Genomic DNA, 16,885 nt, shown 5'->3' on the forward strand with positions numbered 1-16,885 from the left:
GTACCGGCCTCAAGGTGCTATCGCTCAAGCGCTGTCTCCATGCAACCGGCCACCAGACGCTCGACGGCATCGAGATGCGCACAGCGGCGCGCCTGTCGGGCCATGGTGGCGAGAATGTAAGGTTCGAGCAGCGTCGCCAGGCTCTCGGCCAGCGCCGCCGCGGTCATTTGTTTTTGCGGCATCAACTGTGCCGCACCCGCCGCCACCAAGGCGCGGGCATTGGCGGTCTGATGGTCGTCCACCGCGTGAGGCAAGGGCACGAACAGGGCCGGCTTGGCCGCAGCGGCCACCTCGGCCACGGTCAATGCCCCGGCTCGGCATACCACCAGGTCGGCCCAGTCGTAGGCCGCCGCCATGTCGTCGATGAAAGCACTCACCTGGGCCTCGACGCCCTGTGCCGCGTAGGCCTCGCGAGTCGCCACGTCCTTGTCGCGACCGGCTTGGTGGCGCACCTCGGGGCGGCTCGCCTCGGGCAGCGCGGCCAATGCCTCGGGCAGGCGCTGGTTGAGCGCCAGCGCCCCCAGCGAGCCCCCGGCCACCAGCAATCTCAGTCGCCTGTCGCGCATCGCAACAGCCTCTCGCGGTAATGCGCCCAGGGCGGCGATATCGTCCCGCACCGGGTTACCCACCACTTCTCCCCGCCTGCCGAACGCCTGCGGGAAGGCGGCATAGACGCGCCGAGCCAGCCGCGCCAAGGCGCGATTGGTCAAGCCCGCCACGGCATTCTGTTCATGAATCACCAGTGGACGGCGCAGCAGCCAGGCCGCCAACCCGCCGGGACCGCTGGCGAAACCGCCGAGCCCCACCACCAGTACCGGGTCAAGCTGGCGGATGATGCGCGCCGCCTGCCACACGGCACGGGTCAGATTGAACGGTGCCTTGAGCCAGCCGGCCAGGCCGTTACCGCGCAGGCCGGCCACGGCAATGCGATGCAGGGGCAGCCCGGCCGCCGGCACCAGGCGATTCTCGATACCGTGCGGGCTGCCCAGCCAATGCACTTCCAGCGCCTCGGCCTGCAGCCCGTGCGCCAGCGACAGCGCGGGAATGACATGTCCGCCGGTGCCACCCGCCATGATCAGAACGCGTCGTGTTGCCGCCCGCTTCACTTCATCACTCCCTGTGCATTGATTCTGGCCTCGCGTCGCCCCGCCGTCTCACGAGGGGCGGACGGGCCGGCGCGCCGCAGCGCCTGGCGAGTGTCGATATCCACACGCAGCAACAGGCCCACCATGGCCGCACTTACCAGCAGGCTGGAACCGCCGTAGCTGAGCAGCGGCAGGGTCAGCCCTTTGGTCGGTAACATGCCGGTACTCACGGCGATATTGATGAAGGCCTGGGCGCCGATCACCATGGCGATGCCGTAGCTGACAAAAGCGGCAAAGCCCAGCCCTGCCAATTCGGCCCGCCGCCCGACCGCCAATGCCCGCCAGATCAACAGCGCGAACAAGCCCACCACGGCGACGGCACCGAACAGGCCGAGCTCTTCGGCCAACACGGCGAAAACGAAGTCGGTATGCGCCTCAGGCAGATAGAACAACTTCTGCACGCTATTGCCCAACCCCATGCCCAGCCAGTGACCGCGCCCGAAGGCGATCAGAGCCTGGGTCAACTGATAACCGCTGGCGAATTGGTCGGCCCAAGGGTCGGAGAAGCTGGTCAGACGCGCCAGCCGATAGGGCTCGGCGATCGCCACGTAGAAGCCAAGCAGGCCAACCGCCATCAGAATCAGGACGAACCGCCCCCACGGCGCCCCTGCCAGCAGCAGCATGCCCATCACGCAGCCGGTCATCACGACGACGGCGCCGTAATCGGGCTCGAGAATCAACAGCACGGCGATGACGCCCATCACCATCAGCGGACGCAGGAAGGCGCCCCAACTGCGGCGCACTTCGGGCAGGAAGCGCTCCAGATAACCGGCGAGATAAACGATCAGGCAGAGCTTAGCCAATTCCGATATCTGCAAGTTGAAAGGCAACAGCGGAATCGATAGCCAGCGCCGGCTGCCGTTGACCTCGCGCCCGACCAGCAGTACCAGCAACAGCAGTGCGATGCTGGCCAGAAGCAGTAATGGCCCATTGGCTCGCCACCAGGCCAACGGCGAGCGCAACGTGGCGGTTGCCGCCAACAGCGCCATGATCACGAACAGGCCGTGACGCTGACTGAAGTACCAGGGGTTGCCGGTGAGACTTGCCGCCACCTCGGTGGAGGCCGAAGTGACCATGACCCAGCCGATCAAGATCAGTGCCAGCGCGGCAAACAGCAGCCAGCCATCGAACGGCTGATCTCGGGTCGAAAGCGCCGCGCGCAGCCGACGCAAGCGGACGAACCTGCGCGTGGATGACGTCTTGGCTCTAGCCATGTCCGCCCTCCTCGACGAGACGCTGGACCCACTGCCGAAATGCCTCGCCACGGGCCAGGTAATTGGGAAACTGATCGAGACTCGCGCAAGCCGGCGAGAGCAGCACACAATCGCCCGGTTCGGCGATCTTTCGCGCGCGCTGCATGGCGGCCTCGAGGTCGGCTACCCGGGTTACGGCCACACTGTCTTCCAGAGCGGCGGCAAGCCGGGGGGCATCGGTACCGAACAGGATCGCCTCGCGCCCATAGCGGGCCATGGGCCCGGCCAGCGGCGCGAAGTCGGCTCCCTTGCCCACGCCACCGGCCAACAGCACGATCCGTCCCGGCTGAGCCGGGCCCAGCCCGGCAATGGCGGCAAGCGTCGCACCGACATTGGTCCCCTTGGAGTCATTGATCCAGCGCACGCCATCGATATCGGCGAGTACTTCGCTGCGATGGGCCAAGCCCTTGAACTGGCGCAGTACCTGGCACATGGACGCGAGCGAAAACCCGAGATGGTGGCCCATCGCCAGGGCCGCCAGGGCATTGGCCTGATTGTGCCGACCGGCCAGCCCCAGTTCAGCAGTCGCCATCAGCGCGGTGCCGTCATGCATCAGCCAGTCCTGGCCGCCCCGCTTGGCAATGCCCCACTCGCCCGCCTCGGGAGGCTGGGTCGTGAATCGCTCCATCGCCGGAAGCGGCGCATCCGGCCAGGTCATGCGGTCCTCGGCGTTGACCACGGCGTGCCGGGCACCGCGAAAGATGCCGAGCTTGGCGGCTCGATACCCGGCCATATCGCCATGCCGGTCCAGGTGATCCTCGGACAGATTGAGAAAGGCGACGGTTTCGGCTCCCAGGCAGGGCGTGGTCTCGAGCTGGAAGCTGGAGAGCTCGAGCACGTAGAGTTCCGCCTCTGGCACCTCGACCAGCAGATCCAGGGCCGGCGTGCCAAGATTGCCGCCGACCGCCACCCGCTTGTCGGCTGCCTCGGCCATGTCGCCGAGCAGGGTGGTCACCGTGGACTTGGCATTGGAGCCGGTGATGGCGGCGATCGGGGCATGCGCCGCACGCACGAATAGAGCGATCTCGCCGACCACCAGCGGCTCCCCGTTGGCGCGCCGATGCCCCTGCCTCTCGGCCAGGCCCGGCGTATGGGGATCGACGCCGGGGCTCACCACGATCTCCTCTGCCTCGCTCATGTCGAGCGCCGTGAGCGGCCCGCAATGTAGGCCAACGCCAGGGTGGGCGTCACGGAACGCGTCGAGCCCCGGTGGTTCTTCACGGGTATCGGCCACCATGAAGGGCACCCCCTCGCGGGCCAGATGCCTGCAGATCGCACGACCCGATACGCCGAGCCCGACCACCAGTGTCTCTCCCTTCGCCACCTTGGGCATTGCGGCCTCCTCGCTCGGTGGAACCGGCGTCCCCTGGCTTAGCGAACCTTCAGCGTGGCCAGGCCGACCAGCACCAATACCACGGTGATGATCCAGAAGCGCACGATGACCCGCGGCTCCGGCCAACCCTTGAGTTCATAATGGTGATGCAACGGCGCCATGCGGAAGATACGCCGCCCGGTCAGCTTGTAGGAGCCGACTTGCAGGATCACCGAAATGGTTTCCAGCACGAAGATGCCGCCCATGATGAAAAGCACGATCTCCTGACGCACGATGACGGCGACTACGCCCAGCGCCGCGCCCAGCGCCAGCGCACCGACATCGCCCATGAAGACTTGGGCCGGATAGGTATTGAACCACAGGAAGCCGAGTCCGGCCCCGGCAATGGTGGCACAGAACACCGCCAGCTCACCGGCTCCGACGATGTTGGGAATCTGCAGATAGTTGGCGAATACCGCGTTACCGCTGGCGTAAGCGAAGATCGCCAACCCCATGGCGACCATGACGGTGGGCATGATGGCCAAACCGTCGAGACCATCGGTGAGATTCACGGCGTTGGAACTGCCCACGATCACCAGATAGGTGAGCACGACATAGAACACGCCCAGCGGGAGCACGATGTCCTTGAACATGGGTACGATCAGGCTGGTTTCCGCCGGACTGGTTGCCGTCAGGTAGAGCATCAGGGCCGTACCGAGGCCGAACACCGACTGCCAGAAGTACTTCCAGCGCGCCGGCAGGCCACGGGGATTTTTCTCGACTACCTTGCGGTAATCGTCGACCCAGCCGATCGCCCCGAAGCCCAGCGTCACCACCAGCACGATCCACACGAAGCGATTGCTCAGGTCGGCCCACAGCAGCGTGCCAACGGCGATCGACATCAGGATCATGGCGCCGCCCATGGTCGGCGTACCGGCCTTGGACAGGTGCGATTGCGGGCCGTCGTCGCGTACCGCCTGACCGATCTGCCGTTCGACCAGGCGGCGGATCATCCATGGGCCCAGCCACAGGCACAGCAGCAGGGCCGTCATGGTGCCCAGGATCATGCGCAGGGTCAGGTAATTGAAGACATTGAAGGCGCTCTGATACTGCGCCAGAAAATCAGCCAGAAAAAGCAGCATGTGTTGCGTTCACCTTGATGCGTCAGCTCGTAGCGCCGCCACCACCCGCTCCATGCCAGCACTGCGCGAACCCTTGATCAGTACGCTGGCACCGGTGGGCAGATGGTTCAGGACATGGCGCGTCAGCGCCTCGTGATCGTTGAAATGACACCCGTCGTCGCCGAAAGCCTGGCTCGCGGCCAAGGCCGGACCCCCACAGGTCAACAGCACGTCGATCCCCAATTTCCGTGCGTAATGGCCAACTTCCGCATGCAGTCGTTCCGAGTCTTCCCCCAGTTCACCCATGGCGCCCAGCAGACACCACCTGGGGCCGGGCAGCTCGGTCAGAAGCGCAAGCGCTGCATTGACCGCTCCTGGATTGGCATTGTAACTGTCGTCCAACAGGCGGCACTCACGAATGCCTTGCAGCGGACTCAGCCGCCCCGGCATCGGTGCCGCCGCTGCCAACCCCGTCAGCAGTTGCTCGTTATCCAGCCCCAATGCCAGCGCTGCCGCCGCGGCCGCCAACGCGTTGGCGACATTATGCCGCCCCAGCAGGGCGAGCTGTACCCGGCCAACTTGGCGACCATCCACGACAAGCGTGAAAGCATAGCGCCCCAGGACGTCGCAGGCCAGCTCGATGGCCCGCACACGGCTTTCCTGGCTAAAACCGAAGTCCAGCACCTCGCGCGGTGCGGCCAGCCGTGCCCAGACCGGAAAGTAGGCGTCGTCGCGGTTGAGCACTGCCACCCCGTCACGACCCAGGCCGGCGAGTATCTCGGCCTTGGCCTGGGCGATCTGGCCCATGCCGCCGAACTCGCCCACGTGGGCACCGGTGACATTGGTGATAACGGCGACTTGCGGTTCGGCCAGGGCCGCGGTCCAGGCAATCTCGCCGAGATGGTTGGCACCCAGCTCCAGTACCGCCTGGCGGTGCTCGGTGCCAAGCCTCAGCAGGGTGATCGGTGCGCCGATGTCGTTGTTGAGATTACCCAAGGTGGCCAGGGTCTTGCCGCGCTGACCGAGGAGCCGGGCCAACAACTCCTTGACACTGGTCTTGCCGCTGTTGCCCGTGACAGCCACCAGCGGGCCACCCCAGGCACGGCGCCGAGCCCGCCCGAGCAGACCCAGCGCCAGGCGGGTATCCGGTACAACCAGCTGCGGCAGCGGGTCGTCGACGCGCTGCTCGACCAGCGCCGCTGACGCTCCCGCCTCGCGCGCCTGGGTGATGAAGTCGTGGGCATCGAAACGCATGCCGCGCAGCGCCACGAACAGGCTCCCGCGGGATAACCGACGCGTATCGCTGACGATATCGTCCAGCGAGATGTCCTGGTCGGGCGCCGTCACGCCGAGTGCCTCGGCAACGGCAGTCAGGGTCTGCAGGCCTGAATCGCTCATTGGATTACCTCGCGTCGCGCCAGAGCGGCCTCGGCCTCGGCGATGTCGCTGAAGGCATGGCGCACGCCGGCGATCTCCTGATAGGGCTCATGGCCCTTGCCGGCGATCAGTATCACATCCTTGTCTTCAGCCTTTCCCACGGCGTGGGCGATGGCTTCGCTTCGCCCAGCGATGATTTCAGTACGCGGCCTGGCCCCGGCCGAGACGCCGGCGAGTATCTGCTCGCGTATTCGGTCCGGGTCCTCGCTTCGGGGGTTGTCGTCGGTGATCACCAACCTATCGGCATGGCACTCGGCGGCCGCCCCCATCTGTGGGCGCTTGCCGCTGTCGCGGTCGCCTCCACAGCCGAACAGACACCACAGCCGGCCATCGCCGGGCAGGTGCTCACGCAGCGCGCCCAGGGCATTCTCCAGTGCTTCGGGAGTATGTGCATAGTCGACGATCACAGTCGGCCGGCCGGAACGTCCCACTCGCTGCATGCGCCCCGGCACCGGTGTCAGCCGCGGAGCCGCATCGAACAGCGTGTCTAGCGATTCACCCAAGCCATGCAGAGTGGCGATAGCCAGCAGGACATTATCGAGATTGAAGCGCCCCATCAGCGGAAGTTCGAGCGAACGCTCGCCCTGCGGGGTCGCCACCAGGGCCAGTTGTCCGTTGCGATTGGGCTGCCAGTCGATCACCCGCAGCGTCGCTGCCGTATCGTCGCCGACCGCCAGTACGCGTACGCCTTCAGGCAACCCCGCCAGCATCAGGCGGGCCAGCGGGTCATTGGCGTTTATCACAGCGAGGGTCAGCTCGGAGCGGCGAAAGAGGCGCGCCTTGGCGGCGGCATAGGCCGCCATACTACCGTGATAGTCCAAGTGGTCGCGGCTCAGGTTGGTGAATACAGCCGCGGTGACTTGGCCGCCATCGAGGCGCCCTTGCTCCAGCGCATGGGATGAGACCTCCATGGCGATGCGGTCGATGCCGACTGCCGCCATCTCGCCGAGAGCTGCCTGCAGCGTCAACGGACCCGGCGTCGTCAGGCCCGTATCCTCGAGGCGTCCGGGCCGACCTACTCCGAGCGTCCCGATGAGGCCTGCCTTGCGGCCAAGAGTCTCACTCAGTTCGGCAATGTAATGCGTCACCGAACTCTTGCCATTGGTCCCGGTCACGCCAATCAGCTCCAGCGCATCGGGCACCGCAAAGAGCAAGCGCCCCAGTTCACCCAGGCGCTGGCGCAGGAAAGGCAGACCAAGGACCGGCTGTCCTTGCATCGACTCGGGAAGCGCCTCGTCTGGCTCAAGATGGTAGAGCACCTGTACGGCTCCCGATCGGAAGGCCTCGGTCAGGAAGGCACGGCCGTCACCGGACACGCCGGGTACCGCCACGAAAACGTCTCCTGGCGCAATCTGGCGGCTGTCGAGCACCAGACGTACCGAGGAACCGCCGGAGAGAACCGGCATCGCCTGTCTGGGCCAGCAGCGGCGCAGCGACGCCTGGAGACGGGAAACGTTTACCTGCATCGACACACCTTTGTCGTGGAAATGGCAGGAGTCATCTTGCACGCTGGTCCGGCGGCACATCGAGAAGCCGCAAGGCGCTGCCGGTGACCCGCGAGAACACCGGTGCCGCCACGGCACCGCCGTAGTACTCGCCGGCCTTGGGGTTATCGATCATGACGATCGTAACGATTCGCGGGTCGGAGACGGGAGCGATGCCGGCGAAAAGGCTGCGATAGGCATTATCCTCGTAGCCTTGCGACGAGGTCTTGCGTACGGTACCGGTCTTGCCAGCCACCCGGTAGCCCGGCACTGCCGCTCGCCGGCCGCCTGTGCTCGGCTGAACGGAGCGCTCCATGATTCGCAACAGCTCATGAGCCACCTGTGGATCGATGGTCGGCGTTCCCTGCGGAGCCTCATCCAGTTTGAGCAGCGAAGGCGCCATGCGCACGCCATCGTTGGCCAGCGCCGTGTAGGCGCTCGCCAGTTGCAGCGCGGAAACCGACAGGCCATAGCCATACGACAGTGCCGCCCATTGGCTGCTAGACCAGCGTACCGGCGACGGCATGTGCCCGACAGCCTCGCCGGGAAAGCCGGTTTCGGTGCTCTGGCCGAAGCCGAGCCGCCGGTAGAGGTCGGGAACCAGCGGTTCGTCGAGCTCGAGTACCAGCTTGGACATGCCGATGTTCGACGACTTCTCCAAGATGCCGGCCAGGTCGAGCTCGCCATAGTTGCGGATGTCGCGAATCGTGAAACGATCGATGCGCATCCAGCCCGGCGACGTATCGACCACCACATCGCTGTCGAAGTGACCGCTCTCCATGATCGCCGCCATGGCCAGCGGCTTCATCACCGAACCCGGCTCGAAGACGTCGACGATAGCCTGGTTGCGCAAACCGCGCGGATCAAGACCGGCGCGGTTGTTGGGGTTGTAGGAGGGCTGATTGGCCATGGCCAGCACCTCGCCGGTACGGGCGTCCATCATCACCACGACGCCGCCATCGGCCTCGTTTTCCGCGACCGCCGCCTTCAGCTCACGGTAGGCCATGTACTGAAGGCGCTGGTCGATGGACAGGGTCAGCTCGCCGCCCGGCTGGGCCTCGCGCAGGATTTCCAGATCGCGCACCAAGCGCCCGCGACGATCCTTGAGCACCCGACGTTGACCCGGGGTGCCGGCCAGATAGGGCTGGTAGGCGAGCTCCAATCCCTCCTGGCCCGCGTCGTCCACGTTGGTCACGCCCAGCAGTTGGGCGACCACCTCGCCGGCCGGATAGTAGCGCTTGTACTCATGCTGGGCGTAGACCCCCGGCACGCGCAGATCGAGGACCCGCTGGGCGGCCACGGGGGTCAGCTGGCGCCGCAGAAACATGAATTCGCGCTCGGCAAAACGCTCCAGCCGGGCGTCGAGATCGTCCAGCGTCATGCCCAGTGCCTGCGCCAGCATCAGACGTTGAATACGATCCTCCGGCACCTCCTGGGGGTTGGCCCAGAGCGTCACGACCGGCGTGGAGATCGCCAGCGGTTCGCCGTTGCGATCGGTGATCATGCCGCGGTGAGCAGTCAACGATTCGGTGCGCAGAGTACGCGCATCGCCCTGCCCCTGAAGAAACGGCCGGTCGAGGACGTGCAAGGTCACGATGCGACCGGTCAACAGCAACAAACCGAGGATCACCGCGCCCAGCACAACGCCATAGCGCAGCCCACCCATCGGAGCCATGGGCGACCGGCGACGCGGCGTCACCCCGCTGCGGACGTCCGTGCTCATGGTCTGATGACCTCGACTTCATCGACGTGAGGCAGACGCATCTCGAGGCGTTCGACGGCCAGTCGCTCAATGCGCGCCGGTGACGACCAGGCGCTCTCTTCGAGCAGCAGTTGACCCCATTCCGTCTGCAACTGGTCACGCTCACGCTCGAGCTGCTGCAGCCGCACATATTGCATACGGGTCTGGTGGCTGGTACTGATCACCGCCGTGGCACTGGCCAGGCAAGCCAGCAGCAGGCCCAGCACCAGCAGCAGGCGCCCGCTCGGTAGCCGAGCCGGCCGCCAGGCAACGCGCATCAATCGAGGAGACAACCGTCCTTGCGCCATGCCGTTCCTCACGTCAGCTTGCGTGCAGCGCGCATCACCGCGCTACGTGCGCGTGGGTTGGCTTCGACCTCTTCCGGTGTGGCCCGCTGAGCCTTGCCCAGCATCGCCAGACGCTTGGCGAGTTGCTCCTCCCGTACCGGCATGCCTCGCGGCAAATCGGTATCGCCGCGCACATGTTCACGGATGAAACGCTTGACCCGGCGATCCTCCAGCGAATGGAAGCTGATCACCACCAAGTGACCGCCCGGCGCCAAGGCTTCCAACGCTGCCAACAGCGCCATGTCCAGCTGTTCCAGCTCGCCATTGACGTGAATACGCAGGGCCTGGAAAGCGCGCGTTGCGGGGTGTTTACCCTTCTCCCAGGCGGGATGGGCCGCCTTGAGCACAGCGGCCAGGTCGCCGGTACGCAGGAAGGGCTGTTCCGCGCGGCGCGTGACCACGGCCCGCGCCAAGCGTTTGGCGAAGCGCTCCTCGCCATAGGCCTTGAAGACATGCGCGATATCTGCCTCACGGGCACGGGCCAGCCAGTCGGCGGCACTCTCGCCCTGACTCGGGTCCATTCGCATGTCGAGAGGGCCGTCACGCAGGAAACTGAAACCTCGCTCGGGGTCGTCCAGCTGCGGCGACGAAACACCGATGTCCAGCAGCACTCCGTCAAGCTTTCCATGCAAGCCATGGCGTCGCGCGATATCGCCCAGGTTGGCGAACTCGCCCTGCTCGATGGTGAAGCGGGAATCACTCAGCGACCCCGCCGCGGCAACGGCCTGGGGGTCGCGATCGATGGCAAGCAGGCGACCCTCTGGGCTCAGCCGCTCGAGAATGGCACGCGAGTGACCGCCACGGCCGAAGGTGCCGTCCAGATAGGTCCCGCCGGCGTCGTGAACGAGCGCATCCACGGCACCGTCCAGCAGCACGCTGGCATGACGAAAGCCATGTCGGCTCGATTCAGCTGCGGATGGCGGCATGCACTTTCCTGTCTCTTGAACTGGATGAATGCACCGGCCGCGACCGGTAGCGGAGGGTACGAATCAGGGGGAGTCGGCCGATAAGCCGGGTTCTGTCGTGGACAGCCATTCCTCTAGGAATCGCGTCACCGCGACCCTCCAGCAACCTACCCGAACCCGACGCGGGCCACGCCATTGGGTTCCTATTTGGTCTTGCTCCGGGTGGGGTTTACCGTGCCACGCACTGTTGCCAGGCGCGCGGTGCGCTCTTACCGCACCCTTTCACCCTTACCGGCCTCCCGCAGGAGACGTAGGCGGTCTGCTCTCTGCTGCACTTTCCGTCGGCTCGCGCCGCCCAGGCGTTACCTGGCACCCTGCCCTATGGAGCCCGGACTTTCCTCCCCCGAACCGACCGTGAAATCGATTCGGCGGCGACTGTCTGGCCGACTCCGAGCGCAAGAATACCAGCGCGCACGAGGCCTCTCAATGTCTTTCCACGCATGTCAGCGCGCTTCCTTGAGTGCTTGAACACGGCTGTACCACTCCTTCTTGGCACCGCCCAACAGGCGCGACGCCACCGCCGCAGCCTGCTTTACCCCGATACCTTCGGCGAGCAGCGCCATCACAACGGCATCGGCTTCCAGGCTGGCAACGTCCCTATTCTCACGAGCCTCGTCACCCGCCACCATGATCACGAACTCACCGCGGGCCTGGTCGGGGTCGGCCTCCATGCAAGCCAGCAGCGTCGAGGCACTGCCGTCGAGAAACGTCTCGAAAGCTTTGGTCAGTTCCCTGGCGAGCACCAGCCGCCGCTCGCCGAGCACCGTCGCGATGTCTGCCAACGTATCGCGGATACGATGCGGTGACTCGTAGAAGACCAGCGTCTCGGCATGCTGTTCCAGCGCTTCCAGACGCTGCCGTCGCCCCGCCGGCTTGGCTGGGAGAAAACCCAGGAACAAGAAACGATCGGTCGGCAGACCCGCCGCACTTAGTGCGGCCACCAGGGCACAAGGGCCCGGCACGGGCACGATGCGGCGCCCACGCATTCGCAGCTCCCGCACCAGCACGAAGCCCGGATCGCTGATCAATGGTGTACCGGCATCGCTGACCAGGGCAATGCTCTCGCCACGCCGCAGACGCTCGTCAAGCTGTTCGACCCTGGCCGCCTCGTTGTGTTCGTGCAGCGACAGCAGGGGAACCGAGAGACCGAGGTGGCGCAGCAGCCGAGAGGTGTGGCGGGTATCTTCCGCAGCAACCAGATCGACCGCCCCCAACACCTTGGCTGCCCTCGGACTCAAGTCCTCCAGATTCCCAATCGGTGTGGCGACCACGTACAATGTGCCCAGATCAGTGTCAGACATGGCGGTTCCTCAGGGAGACTGTCGGGCTTGGCCGAATATGGTTGATCGTCGGACCCAGAGCCGGACCTGTGCCTCTCTGAGCCTGCAGACAAGGAAGAATACATGCTGAAAATGCCCCGCGGCCTGCTGGCCATCGTGCTCCTCGCCCTTCTGATGGCCGGCTGCGCCCCGCCCGGCCTCATCGAGCGCGTGCCCGACGATGATCCCGGCTACCTTCTCGAGCAAGCCGAGCAACAAGCCCCCGAGCAGGCGGCACTCAGCCGACTCGAAGCGGCGGATATCCTAGCACGCCGCGGCCAGCGTACCCAGGCGCTGGAGGTTGCCCTCGAGATCGACGATGCCCGGCTATCCCCCGACTACCGTTTGCATTGGGCCATGCTGCTGTCGGAACTCGGCGAGGAGCTCGATGAACCCTGGGCCGTTGTTCAGGCCGGCCAGTTGCTCGACGAGATCGAGTTACCGCACGATGCCGGCCTGATCTTGCGCGAGCGTATGGGCCGCGCCCTGGCACAGCTCGACGAGCATCGCGCCGCCGCCGAGATGCTGATGTACGTGCAGGCGCGTACCGATCGGGAAGCGCTCAACGATCTCATCTGGGCCTCGCTTTCCCGTCTCGAAGCCAGCGGACTGGCCAGCCTGAGCGAAGGCGCCGACGAGCTCACCCAAGGCTGGCTGGAGCTTGCCAGCCTGGTGCGTGAAAGCGACGGCGACATCGAGCGCCTGTTCATTCGCCTGGAATCCTGGCGTGAACGCAACGCTCAGCACCCGGCAGCCCGCAGCGTGCCTGCCGAACTTCTGGCTCTGCGTGAACTGCGCGGCAAGGAAGTGCGCCATATCGCCGTTTTCCTGCCCACCGACGGCCCCCTGTCCAGCGTTGCCGAATCGATCCGCACCGGCATCCGCGTTCACCACCTACATAGCGTGGAACGCAATGGCGGAGTACGCCTCACATTCCTCGATAGCAGCCAGGGCAATCTCGATGCCCTCTATAGCGAAGCGCGCAACCTTGGCGCCCAGGTGGTCATTGGCCCGCTCGACAAGAACAAGGTGAGCGAACTCGAGACCCGTGACAGCGTTCCATTGCCGACGCTGGCGCTGAATTACGGCGAAGGTACGATGAACCAGGCCGAGGGGCTGTTTCAATACGGCCTGTCTGCCGAGGACGAGGCGCGCCAGGTCGCCCGACGCGCCCGTGAGGATGGCCATCGCCGTAGCGCCCTGATGGTGCCGAACAATGAATGGGGTGCGCGGGTCGGCCGCGCCTTCGAGGAAGAGTGGCGCAATCGTGACGGGATTATCACCAATACCGTCGCCTATGATCCACGCGGCTCCGCTACCGAGAGCACACGCCGGGCTCTTGCCGGTGGCCGCCCCGACATGCTGTTCCTGCTGGCCCTGCCCAGCTATGCCCGCCAAGTACCGCCGACTCTCGACTACTACGATGCAGCGGACCTACCGATCTATGCTACCTCGCATCTCTACGAAGGCCGCCCTCAGCCGCTGCTGGACCATGACCTCGACGAGGTCAATTTCGTCGACATTCCCTGGCAGATCCCCGACGCTGCCGTGGGTGGCGTGGAAGCGTTACCCTACCTCGCCAGCTTTCAGGAACTGCAGCAGGATGCCGACTCTTCCACTTTCCGCCTGACGGCAATGGGCGTCGACGCCTACGAGCTGGCGCGTCGGCTGCCGCAGTTCCAGCTGCTTCCCGAAAGCGAGATGTTCGGTGCCACCGGCCTGCTGGTGCCCGGACGCGACGGTCGCATCGAGCGGCAGCTGCCCTGGGCACGTTTCGACCGCGGTGTACCGCGCCCTATCCTGACCTTTGACCCCCTCGGCGCTGGCCAGGGCGAATGACCGGTCCCACTGACGCTCGTGCCCGTGGCGCCAGGATAGAGCGCCTCGCTGCCGAATGGCTCTCGGCACGCGGCCTCACTCTCATAGCCAGTAACCAGCACTTCAAAGGTGGCGAGCTGGACCTGGTTATGAGCGATGGCGAAACCCTGGTTTTCGTGGAGGTTCGCCACCGCGCTGACGCGCGCCACGGCCATCCCCTGGAGACCGTCACTGGTTCCAAACAGCGCCGACTGGTCCATGCGGCGCGTTTTTATCTGGCGCGTAACCGGCTATCATGTCCCTGCCGTTTCGACGTGCTGGCCGTGACCGGCATCCCGCCCGCGCTCGACTTCGAATGGGTACAGGGCGCCTTCGAAGCGTTCTGACCGGCCTTATCGTTCGTTCCGCGACAGGACTCGACAGAATGGATTTTCAGCAACGCATACTCGGCCATTTCAACGCCAGCATCGATACCAAGACCTACGCCAGTGAGGTGTTACCCCCCTTCATCGAGGTTGCCAGCCAGATGATGGTTCAATGCCTGGTCAACGAAGGCAAGATACTGGCCTGCGGCAATGGAGGCAGTGCGGGCGACAGCCAGCACTTCTCCTCCGAACTGCTCAACCGTTTCGAACGAGAGCGCCCCAGCCTGCCGGCGCTGGCTCTGACTACCGACACCTCGACGCTGACTTCGATCGCCAACGATTACAGCTACAGCGAAGTCTTCTCCAAGCAAATCCGGGCCCTCGGCCAGCCCGGCGACATCCTGCTGGCCATCTCGACCAGTGGCAATTCAGGCAATGTCATCCAGGCCATTCAGGCCGCACATGACCGTGACATGGCCGTCATTGCGCTGACCGGCCGCGACGGTGGCGACATGGCCTCCCTGCTTGGCCAGGACGACTGCGAGATTCGCGTCCCGGCCACTTCCACGGCGCGCATTCAGGAGGTTCACCTGCTGGTGATCCACTGTCTGTGCGACCTCATCGATGAACAACTCTTCGGCAGCAGCGAGTAATCCCAATGACCTCAACCAGACTCTTCGCTTGTCTTCTGACCTCCCTGGTTCTGGCCCTTAGCGGCTGTACCGCGGTAACCGGCGTCACCAATCCCGGCACCATCGACGAAAACTACGGCAGGCGCACGCTTGGCGCCCAAGTAGAAGATGAGAGCATCGAGACCAAGATTTCGCACAACCTGCGCCGCAGCGATGCGCGGCTCGGCGATGCCCGCATCAATGTCGACAGCTACAACGGTATCGTGCTGCTCACCGGCCAGGTACCCAGTGAAGAGCTGAAACAGAAGGCCAACGAAGTGGCCTTGGAGGTACGCAACGTACGCGACGTACACAACGAACTCTCCATCGCCGCCAACCTGCCGGCAAGCCAGCGCCTTTCGGACACCTGGACCAATACCCGCATCCGCACGGCCCTGGCGGCAGACGAAAGCATCGATACCGGCCGGCTGCGCTTCATCACCGAGAATGCCACGGTCTACATCATGGGCATGGTCAGACGGGCCGAGGCGGATCGCATCGTCAACGCGGTTGCCGATGTCGGCGGAATCCAGCGCATCGTAAAGGTCTTCGATTACCTCGACTGAACGCACATTTCAGAACACAGAATGCAGAACGGCAGGCCGAGGCCTGCCGTTCTGCTACGTAGTCGTCATGATCGTCAGTTACTTGATCACTCTCAGCGAAGGACGCTTCTTGGAAGTCGTCCTGCCAGCGGAAAACGCCTTGTCTTGCTCCGACTTCGCGGCCGTGTCGTCCCGCTCTTGGTCTATATCGACACTACTCAGCTCGGGCTTGTCCCCGGAAGCATCCTCCTCGCGCTGAGGCATCGGCATGGTCGGCTCATGGCCGAATACCATGCCCACACCGTTCTCCTTGGCATAGATGGCCACTAGGGCCTGCATCGGTACGACGACCTGCATGGGTTGTCCACCGAAGCGAGCATGAAACCTGACGGCATCGTTCGCGATATGGAGATCGCGCACCGCAGTAGGCCCGACGTTCAGCACGATCTGACCGTTCTGCACGAACTGGCGTGGCACGCTGACGCCTGGCTGCTCGGCATCCACTACGATGTAAGGAGTATGCTCATTGTCCAGAAGCCACTCGTAGAGGCCTCGGGCCAGATAGGGGCGGCTCGACAACATTGCGTTCAGCCCTCCAGACTGTCGGCGTCGGGCAGACCCGACGCCAGGTTCAGGCGCGCATTTCGCGCTCGTTCTCGCTCAGCGCCGACACAAAGGATTCACGCTCGAACAATCGCTCCATGTAGGCGACGAGCGGCTTGACCTGCTTCTCCGGAAGCTCGATACCCAATACCGGAAGACGCCATAGAATCGGCGCGATACAGCAGTCCACAAGCGAAAATTCCTCGCTCATGAAGAAAGGCACGTCCTCGAAGATCGGTGAGATACCGACCAGACTCTCACGCAGTTCCTTGCGCGCCTTTTCCACCTCTTTCTTGCCGCCGCTCTCGATCTGCTCGACGAGAGGGCACCACTCCCGCTCGATGCGGTGCATCCAGAGACGACTCTGGGCTCGCGCCACGGGATACACCGGCAGCAACGGAGGATGAGGAAAGCGCTCGTCCAAGTACTCCATCATGACCTTGGATTCGTAGAGCGCCAGGTCGCGATCGACCAGGGTAGGCACGCTGTTGTAGGGGTTCAGGTCGGCAAGTTCCTCGGGACGCTGGTCACCATTGACCTCGACGATATCGACCGCGACACCCTTCTCGGCGAGCACGATACGTACGCGATGACTAAGGTGGTCATCGCCCCCCGAGTAGAAGATCATCGACGACCGCTTGGCCACTACACCCATGTAACAATCCTCGCATCAATTCGAACCAGCATGATAGCACGCCCCCCCAGGCTACGGGTGGCATGTATTCTCTGACTTGAAACAACACGCAGGGGGCGCATGGC

The 16,885-nt window shown here is 64.7% G+C and carries 16 protein-coding genes and 1 other RNA gene; 4 read left to right on the plus strand and 13 right to left on the minus strand.

Features of this window, described 5'->3' with window-relative positions; all coding sequences use genetic code 11:
• Positions 1-17: 17 nt before the first annotated feature.
• The 11 genes from murG to rsmI form a co-directional block, all read right to left on the minus strand.
• The gene (gene murG / locus HNO52_RS13205; protein ID WP_232090816.1) at positions 18-1,073 is read right to left on the minus strand and encodes an undecaprenyldiphospho-muramoylpentapeptide beta-N-acetylglucosaminyltransferase; all 1,056 of its coding nucleotides are present in this window, start codon (positions 1,071-1,073) and stop codon (positions 18-20) included.
• A 29-nt stretch (positions 1,074-1,102) separates the two neighbouring features.
• Positions 1,103-2,359, minus strand: coding sequence for a putative lipid II flippase FtsW (gene ftsW / locus HNO52_RS13210; protein ID WP_197565745.1), 1,257 nt, complete (start codon positions 2,357-2,359; stop codon positions 1,103-1,105).
• Positions 2,352-3,731 (minus strand): UDP-N-acetylmuramoyl-L-alanine--D-glutamate ligase, encoded by a 1,380-nt coding sequence (gene murD, locus HNO52_RS13215; RefSeq protein WP_197565746.1) that lies wholly within the window; start codon positions 3,729-3,731, stop codon positions 2,352-2,354. The genes ftsW and murD overlap by 8 nt, the downstream gene beginning before the upstream one ends.
• Positions 3,732-3,769: 38 nt before the next feature.
• Positions 3,770-4,852, minus strand: a complete 1,083-nt coding sequence (mraY, locus tag HNO52_RS13220) for a phospho-N-acetylmuramoyl-pentapeptide-transferase (protein WP_197565747.1) — start codon at positions 4,850-4,852, stop codon at positions 3,770-3,772.
• Positions 4,853-4,861: 9 nt separating this feature from the next.
• Entirely contained in the window at positions 4,862-6,229 is a 1,368-nt protein-coding gene (locus HNO52_RS13225) for a UDP-N-acetylmuramoyl-tripeptide--D-alanyl-D-alanine ligase (RefSeq protein WP_197565748.1), read from the minus strand.
• The gene (locus tag HNO52_RS13230; RefSeq protein ID WP_197565749.1) at positions 6,226-7,734 is read right to left on the minus strand and encodes a UDP-N-acetylmuramoyl-L-alanyl-D-glutamate--2,6-diaminopimelate ligase; all 1,509 of its coding nucleotides are present in this window, start codon (positions 7,732-7,734) and stop codon (positions 6,226-6,228) included. The genes HNO52_RS13225 and HNO52_RS13230 overlap by 4 nt, the downstream gene beginning before the upstream one ends.
• Positions 7,735-7,765: 31 nt before the next feature.
• Complete coding sequence (locus HNO52_RS13235; protein WP_197565750.1) at positions 7,766-9,475, minus strand: peptidoglycan D,D-transpeptidase FtsI family protein; 1,710 nt, start codon at positions 9,473-9,475, stop codon at positions 7,766-7,768.
• Positions 9,472-9,801, minus strand: coding sequence for a cell division protein FtsL (gene ftsL / locus HNO52_RS13240; protein WP_197565751.1), 330 nt, complete (start codon positions 9,799-9,801; stop codon positions 9,472-9,474). Before ftsL ends, HNO52_RS13235 begins: the two co-directional genes overlap by 4 nt.
• A gap of 8 nt (positions 9,802-9,809) precedes the next feature.
• The gene (gene rsmH, locus HNO52_RS13245; protein ID WP_197565752.1) at positions 9,810-10,766 is read right to left on the minus strand and encodes a 16S rRNA (cytosine(1402)-N(4))-methyltransferase RsmH; all 957 of its coding nucleotides are present in this window, start codon (positions 10,764-10,766) and stop codon (positions 9,810-9,812) included.
• Positions 10,767-10,831: 65 nt separating this feature from the next.
• An RNA gene (gene rnpB, locus HNO52_RS13250) (RNase P RNA component class A) lies at positions 10,832-11,196 on the minus strand.
• Between the two features lie 52 nt (positions 11,197-11,248).
• Positions 11,249-12,106 (minus strand): 16S rRNA (cytidine(1402)-2'-O)-methyltransferase, encoded by an 858-nt coding sequence (gene rsmI / locus HNO52_RS13255; protein ID WP_197565753.1) that lies wholly within the window; start codon positions 12,104-12,106, stop codon positions 11,249-11,251.
• Positions 12,107-12,208: 102 nt separating this feature from the next.
• Between rsmI and HNO52_RS13260 the strand changes: the two genes are divergently transcribed.
• Genes HNO52_RS13260 through HNO52_RS13275 form a run of 4 tightly spaced genes read left to right on the plus strand, consistent with a single transcriptional unit; the run spans position 12,209 to position 15,544 of the window.
• The gene (locus tag HNO52_RS13260) at positions 12,209-13,963 is read left to right on the plus strand and encodes a penicillin-binding protein activator (RefSeq protein WP_197565754.1); all 1,755 of its coding nucleotides are present in this window, start codon (positions 12,209-12,211) and stop codon (positions 13,961-13,963) included.
• A complete protein-coding gene (locus tag HNO52_RS13265; protein ID WP_197565755.1) occupies positions 13,960-14,328 on the plus strand; it encodes a YraN family protein in 369 nt (122 codons plus the stop codon). The genes HNO52_RS13260 and HNO52_RS13265 overlap by 4 nt, the downstream gene beginning before the upstream one ends.
• A 38-nt stretch (positions 14,329-14,366) precedes the next feature.
• Positions 14,367-14,960 (plus strand): phosphoheptose isomerase, encoded by a 594-nt coding sequence (locus HNO52_RS13270; protein ID WP_111414259.1) that lies wholly within the window; start codon positions 14,367-14,369, stop codon positions 14,958-14,960.
• Positions 14,961-14,965: 5 nt separating this feature from the next.
• Positions 14,966-15,544, plus strand: coding sequence for a BON domain-containing protein (locus HNO52_RS13275; RefSeq protein ID WP_197565756.1), 579 nt, complete (start codon positions 14,966-14,968; stop codon positions 15,542-15,544).
• A 78-nt stretch (positions 15,545-15,622) separates the two neighbouring features.
• Here HNO52_RS13275 and HNO52_RS13280 read toward each other — a convergent pair whose 3' ends face one another.
• Positions 15,623-16,105 (minus strand): ClpXP protease specificity-enhancing factor, encoded by a 483-nt coding sequence (locus HNO52_RS13280; RefSeq protein ID WP_197565757.1) that lies wholly within the window; start codon positions 16,103-16,105, stop codon positions 15,623-15,625.
• Positions 16,106-16,154: 49 nt separating this feature from the next.
• Entirely contained in the window at positions 16,155-16,781 is a 627-nt protein-coding gene (gene sspA / locus HNO52_RS13285) for a stringent starvation protein SspA (protein WP_197565758.1), read from the minus strand.
• Positions 16,782-16,885 lie beyond the last annotated feature (104 nt).

Origin of the sequence: Halomonas sp. MCCC 1A13316 (genome assembly GCF_014931605.1) — a bacterium.
GTDB lineage: Bacteria > Pseudomonadota > Gammaproteobacteria > Pseudomonadales > Halomonadaceae > Halomonas.

Coding starts and splice junctions, on each gene's coding strand:
- HNO52_RS13270 (WP_111414259.1), top strand. CDS start 14,367: ATGGATTTTCAGCAACGCATACTCGGCCATTTCAACGCCAGCATCGAT.
- HNO52_RS13275 (WP_197565756.1), top strand. CDS start 14,966: ATGACCTCAACCAGACTCTTCGCTTGTCTTCTGACCTCCCTGGTTCTG.
- sspA (WP_197565758.1), bottom strand. CDS start 16,781: ATGGGTGTAGTGGCCAAGCGGTCGTCGATGATCTTCTACTCGGGGGGC.
- rsmI (WP_197565753.1), bottom strand. CDS start 12,106: ATGTCTGACACTGATCTGGGCACATTGTACGTGGTCGCCACACCGATT.
- HNO52_RS13235 (WP_197565750.1), bottom strand. CDS start 9,475: ATGAGCACGGACGTCCGCAGCGGGGTGACGCCGCGTCGCCGGTCGCCC.
- ftsW (WP_197565745.1), bottom strand. CDS start 2,359: ATGGCTAGAGCCAAGACGTCATCCACGCGCAGGTTCGTCCGCTTGCGT.
- HNO52_RS13225 (WP_197565748.1), bottom strand. CDS start 6,229: ATGAGCGATTCAGGCCTGCAGACCCTGACTGCCGTTGCCGAGGCACTC.
- HNO52_RS13265 (WP_197565755.1), top strand. CDS start 13,960: ATGACCGGTCCCACTGACGCTCGTGCCCGTGGCGCCAGGATAGAGCGC.
- murD (WP_197565746.1), bottom strand. CDS start 3,731: ATGCCCAAGGTGGCGAAGGGAGAGACACTGGTGGTCGGGCTCGGCGTA.
- murG (WP_232090816.1), bottom strand. CDS start 1,073: ATGGCGGGTGGCACCGGCGGACATGTCATTCCCGCGCTGTCGCTGGCG.
- HNO52_RS13280 (WP_197565757.1), bottom strand. CDS start 16,105: ATGTTGTCGAGCCGCCCCTATCTGGCCCGAGGCCTCTACGAGTGGCTT.
- HNO52_RS13230 (WP_197565749.1), bottom strand. CDS start 7,734: ATGCAGGTAAACGTTTCCCGTCTCCAGGCGTCGCTGCGCCGCTGCTGG.
- mraY (WP_197565747.1), bottom strand. CDS start 4,852: ATGCTGCTTTTTCTGGCTGATTTTCTGGCGCAGTATCAGAGCGCCTTC.
- HNO52_RS13260 (WP_197565754.1), top strand. CDS start 12,209: ATGCTGAAAATGCCCCGCGGCCTGCTGGCCATCGTGCTCCTCGCCCTT.
- rsmH (WP_197565752.1), bottom strand. CDS start 10,766: ATGCCGCCATCCGCAGCTGAATCGAGCCGACATGGCTTTCGTCATGCC.
- ftsL (WP_197565751.1), bottom strand. CDS start 9,801: ATGGCGCAAGGACGGTTGTCTCCTCGATTGATGCGCGTTGCCTGGCGG.